Annotated in this window: 10 protein-coding genes (1 of these 10 running past the window's edge); 4 read left to right on the top strand and 6 right to left on the bottom strand. The window is 62.3% G+C overall.

Annotated features, from left to right (window positions below; genetic code table 11):
- The first annotated feature begins 278 nt into the window (after positions 1-278).
- Positions 279-470: a hypothetical protein gene (locus tag R2E40_RS22325; protein ID WP_005307420.1), complete on the top strand. Its 192-nt coding sequence runs from the start codon at positions 279-281 to the stop codon at positions 468-470.
- Between the two features lie 72 nt (positions 471-542).
- Here R2E40_RS22325 and R2E40_RS22320 read toward each other — a convergent pair whose 3' ends face one another.
- The 6 genes from R2E40_RS22320 to R2E40_RS22295 form a co-directional block, all read right to left on the bottom strand.
- On the bottom strand, positions 543-1,781 hold the full coding sequence (locus R2E40_RS22320) for an ABC transporter substrate-binding protein (RefSeq protein WP_318164407.1): 1,239 nt from the start codon (positions 1,779-1,781) through the stop codon (positions 543-545).
- Between the two features lie 4 nt (positions 1,782-1,785).
- Complete coding sequence (locus tag R2E40_RS22315) at positions 1,786-3,231, bottom strand: ATP-binding protein (protein WP_016348991.1); 1,446 nt, start codon at positions 3,229-3,231, stop codon at positions 1,786-1,788.
- A gap of 51 nt (positions 3,232-3,282) precedes the next feature.
- On the bottom strand, positions 3,283-4,005 hold the full coding sequence (locus R2E40_RS22310; protein WP_016348992.1) for a response regulator: 723 nt from the start codon (positions 4,003-4,005) through the stop codon (positions 3,283-3,285).
- A gap of 325 nt (positions 4,006-4,330) precedes the next feature.
- Positions 4,331-5,494 carry an acetyl-CoA C-acyltransferase FadA gene (gene fadA, locus R2E40_RS22305; RefSeq protein WP_016348993.1) on the bottom strand — a complete coding sequence of 388 codons (1,164 nt, stop codon included), beginning with the start codon at positions 5,492-5,494 and terminating at the stop codon, positions 4,331-4,333.
- A gap of 21 nt (positions 5,495-5,515) precedes the next feature.
- Positions 5,516-7,663, bottom strand: coding sequence for a fatty acid oxidation complex subunit alpha FadB (gene fadB, locus R2E40_RS22300; protein ID WP_318164406.1), 2,148 nt, complete (start codon positions 7,661-7,663; stop codon positions 5,516-5,518).
- Between the two features lie 202 nt (positions 7,664-7,865).
- Complete coding sequence (locus R2E40_RS22295; protein WP_318164405.1) at positions 7,866-9,803, bottom strand: acetoacetate--CoA ligase; 1,938 nt, start codon at positions 9,801-9,803, stop codon at positions 7,866-7,868.
- 190 nt (positions 9,804-9,993) lie between these two features.
- On the opposite strand from R2E40_RS22295, the gene pepQ reads away from it, so the two are divergent.
- The 3 genes in view from pepQ to R2E40_RS22280 are tightly spaced (at most 36 nt apart) and all read left to right on the top strand, a layout consistent with a single transcriptional unit that may run on beyond the window.
- On the top strand, positions 9,994-11,316 hold the full coding sequence (gene pepQ, locus R2E40_RS22290; RefSeq protein WP_318164404.1) for a Xaa-Pro dipeptidase: 1,323 nt from the start codon (positions 9,994-9,996) through the stop codon (positions 11,314-11,316).
- Entirely contained in the window at positions 11,316-11,933 is a 618-nt protein-coding gene (locus R2E40_RS22285) for a YigZ family protein (protein ID WP_024945461.1), read from the top strand. Before pepQ ends, R2E40_RS22285 begins: the two co-directional genes overlap by 1 nt.
- A gap of 36 nt (positions 11,934-11,969) precedes the next feature.
- Positions 11,970-12,589, top strand: the beginning of a protein-coding gene (locus tag R2E40_RS22280) for a TrkH family potassium uptake protein (protein ID WP_318164403.1). Its footprint extends 838 nt past the window's final position; only the first 620 of its 1,458 coding nucleotides appear in the window; it begins with the start codon at positions 11,970-11,972; the stop codon falls past the right edge of the window.

The following is a 12,589-nucleotide window of genomic DNA, read 5'->3' as shown; positions in this document are numbered from 1 at the left end:
TAATCAACCTTCAGCCGCACTTTCTTGCGCGCTATCGTCACGGGTTCGGGACAACGAAGCCCGATTGAGTTCATTTCGTGCGTTGCGTCGCAGAATAAAGCACTCATCAATAATCAACCTTCAACCAAATCAGCTGCCAATAATACTCACGGCGAAAAAATAATCAAATCACTCTGGCAACTGGCAGCATATGTAACCAAAGTGTTATCTGGGCCTACCCACTCCCCGCCGTATGAGTAATATAAAAATTGAACCATATTCAACAAGGAGGTGTGAATATGCAGGTCTCCTACGGCAGATTACAAGCCTACGCAGGCATGGGGTTCTTGTCTTTCGCCATGATAGTGATGGGCAGCCCGATCGGTAATACCGGCACCTGGTTCGGTTCCATGGTGATGATCGGACTGGGGCTCTGGATCGAGCTCAGCGATTACTACGACGAGGATGAGGACGAAAACGATCAATCCTGACCCCAATACTTTCATAACGACAAAGGCGGATATCTCATCCGCCTTTGTCGTTTCTGGCCGCCGCGAAAAGCGTCAGCGGGTCGAGCGCATGGCCCGCTCCAGATGCAGCGCAGTCTGCTGCGGGTTGGCTCTGGGGTCGTTGAAGAAGTTGCTCAGTACATCCATGATCGCCTGGCGCATGTTGGTCGGCGTCGCCATCCCCTCCGCCATGCTGGGCAGCAGGTTGCCCTCCCGCTCCGCCAGCAGAAAATCCTGATAGGAACGGATGGCGCAGCGGTCGAACTTGCTCATGTCCGGCTTGGTCAGTGCCGGGATCGAGCCCTTCACCCGGTTGAACTCCTGCTGGAAGCGCGGCGTCATCAGCAGCTGGGCCAGCTCGCCCTGGGCCTGCAGCTGGGCGGGATCCCGCTGCTTGAACATGGCGATGGAGTCGAGGTTGTAGCTGAACAGGTTGGCACTGCCGGGGCTCGGCAGGCACTCGATATCCTCGCCGGGTCGGTAGTTGCCGGCGCTCAGTTCGCCCTTCACCCAGTCCCCCATGATCTGCATGGCGGCGCCGCCGCTCTCCAGCAGGTTGGTGGCCTGGTGCCACTTCAGGCCTGCGTATTTCTCCGGCACATAGCCGCGCAGCTGCTGAAAGCGGGTCAGTACCCGCACCATGTCGGGGCCGGTCAGGGTGGCACTGTCCTGTTCCACGAAGGCTTTGCGGTAGAACGCCTTGCCCCCTTCGCCGAGCGCCACCGTTTCGAACAGCACCGCCAGCTGCCAGGGTTCGTTGCCGATGGCAAGCGGGGTGATCCCTTGCTGCTTGAGCCGATCGGCCACGGTCACGAACTGGGCCCAGCTGGTGGGCGGCGTCAGCTTGTTGCGCTCGAAGATCTTGCGGTTGAGCCACAGCCAGTTGACCCGGTGGATGCCGGTCGGTACCGCCATCAGAGCGCCATTTTGGCTGAGGGTCTCCCGCACCATGGGCGGCAGCTGGGGATACCAGCCGAGGTGTTCGGCCATGGGGGTGAGATCGCGCAGGAAGCCGAGTCCGGCCCACTCCCGCAACTCGAACCCCTTGAGGTGGGCCGCCTCCGGCGGATTGGCCGCCAGTGCCCGGCTTTTCAGCACTGTCATGGCGCTCTTGCCGCCGCCGCCCTGCACCGCGAAGTCGTTCCACTGGTTGCCCTGCTCGGTCCACTCGGACTTGAGCACTTCCACCGCCTTGGCCTCGCCGCCGGATGTCCACCAGTGCAGTACCTCTACCTGAGAGGCGACAACGGGGGCTGAGAGCAGGGCGATGACAGAAAAAGACAACCACTTCATAAGGTTACTGCCTTGGTAGGGAGAGGGTAGCCTGCAGGCCGCCCTGCGGACGATTTTCCAGCACCAGATCGCCGCCGTGGGCGTGGGCTATGTTGCGGGCAATGCCCAGACCCAGACCGGTACCGGCCAGATCCGTGCTGAGCCGATAGTAGGGCTCGAAGATGCGTTCGAACTGATCCTCCGGCAGGCCGGGACCCTCGTCCATGATGAACAGGATCAGCATCTCCTCGTCGTCCATGATGATGATGCGTACCCGTTGGCCGTACTTGATGCCGTTGTCTACCAGGTTGCCGATGCAGCGCTTGAGGGCCAGCGGCTTGCCGCGGTAGGGCTGCTTGCAGTGGCCTTCGATGGTCAGCCGCTCGTCGTGCAGGTTCATGGCTTCCGCCATCTGCTCCAGCATGGCGTCGATGTCGAGCTGCTCGATGTTCTCGTGGATGTCGGTGTCTTTCACCGTCTGCAGCGCCCCCTTCACCATCAGCTCCAGCTCGTCCAGGTCCTTGTTGAACTTGGCGATCTGCTGCTCGTCGTCGAGCAGCTCGACCCGCAGCCGCAGCCGGGTGATGGGGGTCTTGAGGTCGTGGGAAATCGAGCTGAACAGCCGCTCTCTATCGTCGATATAACGGCGGATGCGGTGCTGCATGATGTTGAAGGCGCGGGTGGCCGCCACGATCTCGGAGGCCCCCTCCTCTTTCAGGGAGGGCTGGTCGATGTCTTTGCCGAGGTTGACCGCCGCCTTGGCCAGCCGGCGCAGCGGCCGGGTCTGCCAGCGCACCAGCAGGAAGGTGAAGAAGCAGAGGAACACCGTCATCAGGGCGATGAAGCGCACCTGGTTGCTCGGCATCACGGTATCGTCGAGCGTCATGTAGGGGGCCGGCAGCAGGGCTGCCAGATAGAGCCACTCGCCCGGCTCTATCTCGATCTGGGTTACCAGCACAGGTGGATTGATCGGCTCCAGCGACAGGGTGTAGCGGGCCCAGGAGGAGGGCAGATCCGCCAGCAGGGTGTCGTTGTTGAAGACGTGCAGCTCTTCGGGGCGGGAGAAATCCACCTTGATCGCCATGGCGTCGGAGAGTTTGCGGGTCAGTACCCCCTGTACCTCTTTGAGCACCAGCGTCTTGCGCTCGCTGTCGGGGATGGCGCTGATGTGGATCTCCTCTTCGTTCAGCGACACGAAGAAGCGGCTGCCACCCATGTTGCGCAGCTGGTCCAGCGCGATGTGGCGATACTGCAGCGGCAAGGATTTGAAGAAGTTGACGGTGGAGGCTGCCGACAGCGCCAGGTTGCGGGTGGTGCTGAGCATGCCTTCCAGTTCCCGCTTCTGGATCTGCTGCATCCAGATGCCGGTGAGGATGGTCTGGGAGAGCAGGATCGCCAGCAGCAACAGCAGCAGCATCCGCGACAGCAGGGAACGGGGCACCAGCGCCCGCCAGAACCATCTGGTATTCATGGGATCTCTCGCCTTGTGTCGATCAGCATGCCGTCGCTACCTTGCTGGCTCTCATGGGATCTCGTGCACCTCGGCGATCAGCATGTAGCCGCTGCCGCGAATGGTCTTGATGATGCGCGGGCTCTTGCCGTTGTCACCCAGCTTCTGGCGCAAGCGGCTGATCTGCACGTCGATGCCGCGCTCCATCGGCAGGCTCTCGCGACCGCGGGTGGCGTCAGAGATGGTATCCCGGTCCAGCACCACGCCGGGCTGCTGCAGGAACATGCCGAGCAGCAGGGCATCGCTGCCGGAGAGGTCCAGCAGGCTGCCGTCCTCGTGGGTCAGCTGGTGGCTCAGGGTATCCAGGGTCCACTCGGCGAAGCGCAGCCGGCGGCTCGGCTCTTTCTCTTTCTCCGGCTGGCGGAATTCGGCGCGGCGCAGCAGCGCCTTGATGCGGGCCTGCAGCTCGCGCGGGCTGAACGGCTTGGCGATGTAGTCATCGGCACCGAGTTCGAGGCCGATCACCCGGTCTGCTTCGTCGGAGGCGGCGGTCAGCATGATGATGGGCACCTGGGAGTCGCGACGGATCTGCTGGCAGAGAGTAAAACCGTCATCGCCCGGCATCATGATATCGAGAATGATGAGGTCCGGGTTGTGCTGGGCGAGCTGCTTGCGCATCTCGTTGCCCTCCGCTGCGGTCAATACCTCGAAGCCGGCCCTGGTCAGGTATTCGTTGAGCAGTTCGCGGATCTCTTGGTCGTCGTCGACGATCAGCAGTTGTTTGCTCGTTGACATATGTATGTGCATCCACCCATTTTTTTGTGCAGATTGAACCTGTCAGGGGCGCAAAAAGCAAGCAAGCCCCCCATCTAATGTGAGGTTATGGGCAATATCCTCCCATATCCTGCCGTGCAAATAAAAAAGGCCGACCCAAACGGGCCGGCCAATACGCAGATTCCGACGGCAGAAGTGCACCCCGTGTGGCGCACTCCACAGACTCGATGACGGGCCGGGCAGATCGACCCCAAAACCGGTGACAGGAGCCCGCTTCGCCGGGAAGCAGGAACGGGCTCCTCTCTGTCAATCCAGCCCCCGGCCGGCGAACCGGCCAGGGCGCTATTTACACTCGTTCGAACACGGTGGCGATGCCCTGACCCAGGCCGATGCACATGGTGGCAACCCCCAGGGTGGCGTCCTTCTCTTCCATCAGGTTGAGCAGGGTGGTGGAGATGCGGGCGCCGGAGCAGCCGAGCGGGTGACCCAGGGCGATGGCGCCGCCGTTCAGGTTCACCTTCTCATCCACCACGTCTTGCAGACCCAGATCCTTCACGCAGGGCAGGGACTGGGCGGCAAACGCCTCGTTCAGTTCGAACAGATCGATGTCGCCGATGGTCAGGCCGGCCCGCTTGAGCGCCTTCTGGGTGGCCGGCACCGGGCCGTAACCCATGATGGCGGCATCGCAGCCGGCGACGGCCATGGCGCGCACCCGGGCGCGCGGGGTGAGACCGAGCGCCTTGGCGCGATCCGCACTCATCACCAGCATGGCGGCGGCGCCATCGGACAGCGCCGAGGAGGTGCCGGCGGTGACGGTGCCGTTGACCGGGTCGAACACCGGGCGCAGCTGGCTCAGGGTTTCCACCGTGGTCTCCGGGCGGATCACCTCGTCATAGTCGTAGAAGAAGCGGGCGCCGCTGGCGTCATGGCCTTCCAGCCCGACGATCTCCTTGGCGAAACGCCCTTCCACGGTGGCGGCGTGAGCGCGGCGATGGGAGCGGGCGGCAAACTCGTCCTGCTGCTGACGACTGATGCCATGCAGCTTGCCGAGCATCTCGGCGGTCAGTCCCATCATGCCGGAGGCTTTTGCCACCGATTTGGCCATGCCGGGGTGGAAGTCTACCCCGTGGCTCATCGGCACGTGACCCATGTGCTCGACGCCGCCGATGATGAAGATATCCCCATCACCCACCTGGATGGCGCGGGAGGCGTCGTGCAGCGCCTGCATGCTGGAGCCGCACAGGCGGTTGACGGTGACCGCCCCCACCTGCTTCGGAATGCCGGCCAGCAGCGCGGCGTTGCGGGCGATGTTGAAGCCCTGCTCCAGGGTCTGCTGCACGCAGCCCCAGTAGATATCCTCGATCTCGTTCGGGTCGAGGTTGGGGTTGCGCAGCAGGATGGATTTCATCAGGTGCGCGGACAAGTCTTCTGCACGCACGTTGCGGAAGGCGCCGCCCTTGGACCGGCCCATCGGGGTCCGGATACAGTCGACAATGACTACGTCTTTCATGAATGGATCTCCTTTCCGCAATCAGTAAAAGGTTTTGCCCTGGGCGGCCATCTCACGCAGCTTGTCGCTGACGCGGTAGAGCGGACCCAAGTCGGCATACTGGTCGGCCATAGCCACGTAGCGATCCAGACCAATCGTGTCCAGATAGCGGAACACGCCGCCGCGGAAGGGAGGGAAGCCCAGACCGTAGACCAGCGCGATGTCGGCTTCGGCTGGCGTGGCGACTATGCCCTCTTCCAGACAGAGCACCACCTCGTTGATCATCGGGATCATCATGCGGGCGATGATGGCGTCCTTGTCGAAATCCTGTTTCGGCTTGGCGATGGGGGCCAGCAGCTCGTAGCTGGCGGCGTCGGCCACCTTCTTCGGCTTGCCCTTCTTGTCCTGCTCGTAGGCGTAGAAGCCCTTGCCGTTCTTCTGACCGAAGCGGCTCACTTCGTACATCACGTCGATGGCGGTACGGCCTTCCTTGCTCATGCGTGCCGGGAAGCCCTGCGCCATCACGTCACCGGCGTGGTGACCGGTGTCGATGCCGACCACGTCCAGCAGGTAGGCGGGGCCCATCGGCCAGCCAAACTCCTTCTCCATCACCTTGTCGACGGCGGCGAAGTCGGCGCCATCGGCAACCAGCTTGTTGAAGCCGAAGAAGTAGGGGAACAGCACCCGGTTGACGAAGAAGCCCGGGCAGTCGTTGACCACTACAGGGGACTTGCCCATGGCGGCGGCGTAGGCCACCACGCGGTTGATGGTTTCATCGGAGGTCTGCTCGCCGCGGATGATCTCCACCAGCGGCATGCGGTGCACCGGGTTGAAGAAGTGCATGCCGCAGAAGTTCTGCGGGCGCTTCAGTCCCTTGGCCAGCAGGGAGATGGGGATGGTGGAGGTGTTGCTGGCGAGCACGGCGTCTTCGCCAATGATCCCTTCCACTTCGCCCAGCACGGCGGCCTTCACTTTCGGGTTCTCGACCACGGCTTCGACCACTACGTCCACATGCTTGACGTTGTCATAGCTGAGGGTCGGGGTGATGGCGGAGAGCACCTGGCCCATCTTGATGCCGTCGATGCGGCCCTTTTCGAGCTGGCCGTTGAGCAGCTTGGTGGCCTCATTCATGCCAAGCGCCAGCGCCTTCTCGTTGATATCCTTCATCACCGCCGGGATACCCTTGCTGGCGGATTGGTAGGCGATGCCGCCCCCCATGATGCCGGCACCCAGTACGGCGGCGTGGCTAGTGGCCTTAGCTGCCTGCTTGGCAGCCTTCTTGGCCAGCGCCTTGATGTGCTGATCGTTGAGGAAGATACCGACCAGCGCCTTGGCGACATCGGTCTTGGCCAGCTTGATAAAGCCTTGTGCCTCGACGGCCAGCGCCTCGTCACGACCCATGCCGGCAGCGGCTTCGACGGTTTTTACCGCCGTCATCGGCGCCGGATAGTGTTTGCCCGCCACGGCGGCAACCATGCCAGCGGCGGTGGTGAAGCTCATCATGGCTTCCAGTTTGGAGAGGCGCAGCGGGGCCTTCTTGGCGGCGCGGCGGCCCTGCCAGTCCAGCTTGCCTTTGATCGCGTCCTTGATCATCTGCACTGCAGCGCTCTGCAGCACCTCTGGGGCGACCACGGCGTCGATGGCACCCACCTTGAGGGCATCATCGGCACGGTAATCCTTGCCGGTGGTGATCCACTCCAGCGCGTTGTCGGCGCCGATCACCCGCGGCAGACGGACGGTGCCGCCAAAGCCGGGCATGATGCCGAGCTTGGTCTCGGGCAGGCCGATTTTGGCGCTGGTGTCAGCCAGTCGGAAGTCGGTGGAGAGAATGGTCTCGCAGCCGCCGCCCAGGGCGTGACCCTTGATGGCACAGAGGGTGGGTACCGGCAGATCTTCGATGGCGCTGAAGATGTCGTTGGCCTTTTTCAGCCAGCCGAGCAGATCAGCCTGCGGCAGATCGAACAGTTCCAGGAATTCGGTAATGTCGGCGCCGACGATGAAGGCGTCTTTGCCGGAGGTGAGGATCAGACCTTTTAGTTCACGTTCTTGTTGTAATGCGGCGATCGCTTCGCTCAGGGAGAGCAGGGTAGCGCGATCCAGCTTGTTGACTGAACCCGGAGCATCGAACCTCAGCTCGGCAATGCCGTCTTCGAGGTAGCTGACCGTCAGGGTTTCGCCTTGGTAGATCATGAGAGTGTCTCCTTGTTCCCACATGGTGGGGGGTGGTGCTCCTTTATCCCCAGCAGGGGGCGAGGCTCACTATTGATCCAAAAGAAGACAATTTCAACACCTATTTAAAACATTCGTTTAACAGATCTCGAGTAAAAGCTCGCCTCAGATTAACAACCAAAATAAAGGCGTCTGATGACGCCTTTATTAACCTTGTGTGGCCTCAGCTGGCCAGCTCGGGCCGGTCGCGATATTGGCTCAGTACCTCGGGATCGGCGAGGGCGTGGGTGTTGTTGACGGGCCGGTTGTGCACCACTTCCCGCACCGCCAGCTCCACGATTTTGCCGGACTTGGTGCGCGGAATGGCGTCCACCTGCAGGATGCGGGCCGGCACGTGACGGGCGGTGCAGTGCTGGCGCACCTGCTGGCGGATGCGCTCGCGCAGCGCTTCGTCCAGCATGAGGCCTGGCTTGAGCTTGACGAACAGCACCACCCGCTCATCCTGTTGCCACTGCTGGCCGATGACGATGCTCTCTTCTACTTCCTCCAGCTGCTCGACGTAGCGGTAGATCTCGCTGGTGCCGATGCGCACGCCGCCCGGGTTGAGGGTGGCGTCGGAGCGGCCGTAGAACAGGATGCCGCCGGTCGGGGTCAGCTCGATCCAGTCGCCATGGCACCAGATGTTGTCGAACCGTTCGAAATAGGCGGCGTGGTACTTGTCGCCGCTGTCGTCCCCCCAAAAGCCGATGGGCTGGGCCGGGAAGGGTTTGGTACAGACCAGCTCGCCTTTTTCCCCCTGCACCGGCTGGCCTGCTTCGTTGAATACCTGTACCGCGAGGCCGAGGCCGCGTCCCTGGCTCTCGCCGCGGTAGACGGGGCTGATGGGGTTGCCGATGACGAAGCAGGAGCAGATGTCGGTGCCGCCGGAGATGGAGCTGAGTTGCACATCCCGCTTGATCTGCTGATAGACGTAGTCGAACCCCTCCGGCGACAGCACGGAGCCGGTGCTGCAGATCAGCTGCAACTGCGGCAGCTGGTGAGTCTTGATGGGGGCATAGCCCTGCTTGTGCAGCGCATCCAGGTATTTGGCCGAGGTGCCGAACAGGGCGACCTCTTCGTCGCGGGCGAGATCCCACAACACGTTGCCGTCCGGGTAGAAGGGGGAGCCGTCGTAGAGCACCAGGGTGGCGCCGGAGGCGAGCGTGCTCACCAGCCAGTTCCACATCATCCAGCCGCAGGTGGTGAAGTAGAAGATGCGCTCCCCCGGCTTGATGTCGCAGTGCAGCTGGTGTTCTTTCAGATGTTGCAGCAGGGTGCCGCCGATGCCGTGCACGATGCACTTGGGCTTGCCGGTGGTGCCGGACGAATAGAGGATGTAGAGCGGGTCATTGAAGGCCATGGGCTCGAACTGCAGGCTGGCATCCGGCTGGCTGGCCAGGATCTGGCGCCAGTCGTGGCCAAGCTGCAGGGGGTGGCCCAGCAGGGGGATCATGACTGTCTGCTCTATGTTGTCGATCTGGCCGACGACCCCCGCCACTTTGTCCTGAATGTCGATGGCCTTGCCGTTGTAGCGATAGCCATCCACCGCAAACAGCACCCGCGGCCGGGTCTGGCCGAAGCGCTCCACCACGCTGGCTTCGCCGAAATCGGGGCTGGTGGAGGTCCAGATCGCCCCCAGGCTGGTGGTCGCCAGCATGGCCACCACGGTTTCCGGGATATTGGGCAGGTAGGCTGCCACTACGTCGCCCCGGCCGATGCCCTGGCCACGCAGCCACTGGGCCAGCCTGGACACCTGATCCGCCAGCTCGCGCCAGCTCAAGGTGTGGCTGGGGCTACCCTCGATGCGGGAGATGATGGCCGGCGTGTCATCCTGGCGGCGCAACAGGTTTTCGGCGAAGTTGAGTCGGCTGTCCGGGAACCAGCGGGTACGCTGCATCTCCTGGCGGTTCTCCGCCACTATGTTGCCGAGCTCGCCCTTGACGCCGCAGTGCTGCCACACCAGCGGCCAGAAACGGGTTGTCTTCTCCACCGACCACTGGTAGAGCTGGGCGTAGCTGTGCAGCTGCAGGCCGTGGAAGCGGTTGACCTCGGCCATGAAGTGCTGGAGGTTGGATTGCTGAATCCGCTCCTGATCCGGTTGCCACAGGCAAAGGTTGTGCATGAGTAGTCCCTGACTGCATGTATCTACCGGCAGTGTATTGAATTGTTTTTTATTTGTTAATGGTTGGTTTTTGTTTCATAACAAAAGCCTTGTAACGTATGCGTTACCTCACGAAGCGATTGCTTGACGGTTCGAGCCTTGATTCGCTTGATGTTATGCTGAAACCACATTTCTCCCGGAGCAGGACGCCATGAGCAGCTACAGCCAACTTTTTGCCCAGCACCTCGACACCTTGCAGCAACGCACCCGCGACATACTGCAACAGCAGGGACTGAGCGGTCTGGCCATCCACTCCGGCCAGACCCACCGCATCTTCCTCGATGATCAGGATTACCCCTTCAAGGTGAACCCCCAGTTCAAGGCCTGGTTGCCGGTGCTGGACAATCCCCACTGCTGGTTGCTGGTGGATGGCGTGAACAAGCCGGTGCTGCTGTTCTACCGGCCGGTGGATTTCTGGCACAAGGTGGCGGAGCTGCCTAACGCCTTCTGGGTCGAATTCTTCGATATCCGTTTCCTGACTCGACCGGAGCAGGTGGCGGATCACCTGCCGGCCAACAAGCAGGAGTGGGCCTATCTGGGCGGCCACCTGGAGGTGGCCGAGCTGCTGGGGCTGGGCCAGCCCAATCCGGAGGCGGTGCTCAACTATCTGCATTATCATCGCGCCTACAAGACGGCCTATGAGCTGGAATGCCTGCGCGATGCCAACCGCATCGGGGTACGCGGCCACATTGCGGCCAAGGACTCCTTCATGGCGGGGGCGAGCGAGTTCGAGATCAACCTGGCCTACATGAAGGCGGTCGGGCAGGGGGCCAATGAGGCGCCCTACGGCAATATCGTCGCCATCAACCGCAATGCGGCCATCCTGCACTACACCCACCTCTCCACCCAGCGGGTGCCCGATGCAGAGCGGTACTCCTTCCTCATCGACGCCGGTGTGGATGTGCACGGTTATGCCTCCGACATCACCCGGACCTGGGCCTGGCGCCGCGGTGAGTTTGCCGATTTGATTGCGGCGCTGGATGCCCAGCAGCAGGAGATCATCGAGGAGATCAAGCCGGGTCGCCGTTACAGCGAGCTGCATCTGCAGATGCACCACCGACTGGCGCGCCTGCTGCAAGCCACCGAACTGGTGGACATGTCAGTGGACGAGATGATCCATACCGGGGTGACCAACGTCTTCTTCCCCCACGGTCTCGGCCATTTCCTCGGCCTGCAGGTACACGATGCCGGCGGCTTCATGCAGGATGAACGCGGGACCCACCTTTCGGCCCCCGAACAGTTCCCCTATCTGCGCTGCACCCGGGTGATGGAAGTGGGCCAGGTGTTCACCATCGAGCCGGGTCTCTACTTCATCGACAGCCTGCTGGAGCCGCTGCGCCTCGGTGAACAGGGCAAGCGGGTCAACTGGAACAAGGTCGAGGCGCTGCGCCCCTATGGCGGTATCCGTATCGAAGACAACGTGGTGCTGCACGCCAACGGGGTGGAAAACCTGACCAGACAAGCAGGGCTCTGATGGCGGCAGACTATTCCATACCGGCCGCACCGCTGGAGGTGAGTGAGGAGATCAAGAAGAGCCGCTTCATCACTTATATTGCCCACACGCCGACCGTAGAGGCTGCCAAAGCCTGGATCGGCGAGATAAAACAGCAACATCCCGGGGCCCGGCATCACTGCTGGGCCTTTGTCGCCGGTGCCCCGCAGGACAGTCAGGTGTACGGTTTCAGCGATGACGGCGAGCCCTCGGGCACCGCCGGCAAGCCCATGCTGGCCCAGCTGATGGGGGCCGGTCTCGGGGAGATCGCCGCCGTGGTGGTGCGCTATTACGGTGGGGTACTGCTGGGTACCGGCGGCCTGGTCAAGGCCTATGGCGGTGGCGTAGGCGCGGCCCTCAAGCAGCTCGAAACCCGTATCAAGCGCCAGCAGACTGCCTCCCTCATCCAGTGCGACTATACCGACATGGGGGCGGTGGAGGCGCTGATCCAGGCGCATCAGGGTCAGTTGCTGGCGGCCGACTACGGCGCCAGCGTCACCCTGCAGGTGGCGTGGGAAGCCGCTGTTTGGAGCAGAATCGCACAGGAATTGACCGACCGAACCCAGGGTCGGGTATCTCTTCGTCCCTTAGATGGCTAGAATCCATCGCTCTTTTAGTCTGAAGAGGGAGCCGGAATGCAGATTCTGAGCATCATTCGTATCGTTGGCCTGCTGGTCGCGCTGTTCAGTTCGACCATGTTGCTGCCCGCGCTGGTCGCCTTTGGCTATCGTGATGGCGGTGGTGCCGAGTTCGTCAACTCCTTCTTCATCGCCCTGCTGCTCGGCGCCGCGCTCTGGTTTCCCAACCGCCATCAGAAGAAAGATCTCAGATCCAAGGAAGGCTTCCTCATCGTCGTGCTGTTCTGGGTGGTGCTGGGCAGCGTGGGGGCCTTGCCATTCCTGCTGGGAGAGGTGCCCGGCATGACGGTATCCGAGGCCTTCTTCGAGTCGTTCTCCGGCCTGACCACCACCGGGGCGACCGTGCTGACCGGGCTGGACAACCTGCCCAAGGCGTTTCTGTTCTATCGTCAGCTGCTGCAGTGGCTGGGGGGCATGGGGATCATCGTGCTGGCGGTGGCCATACTGCCGCTGCTCGGCATCGGTGGCATGCAGCTCTATCGCGCCGAAATTCCGGGGCCGGTCAAGGACAACAAGGTCACCCCGCGCATCGCCGAGACAGCCAAGGCACTCTGGTTCATCTATCTGCTGCTTACCTCCCTCTGTGCCCTGGCGTACTGGATGGCGGGCATGACCCT

The sequence above is a fragment of the Aeromonas sp. CD genome (genome assembly GCF_033349375.1).
Taxonomy (GTDB): Bacteria; Pseudomonadota; Gammaproteobacteria; order Enterobacterales; family Aeromonadaceae; genus Aeromonas; species Aeromonas hydrophila.
This window is presented reverse-complemented; position numbering and strand designations above follow the sequence as displayed.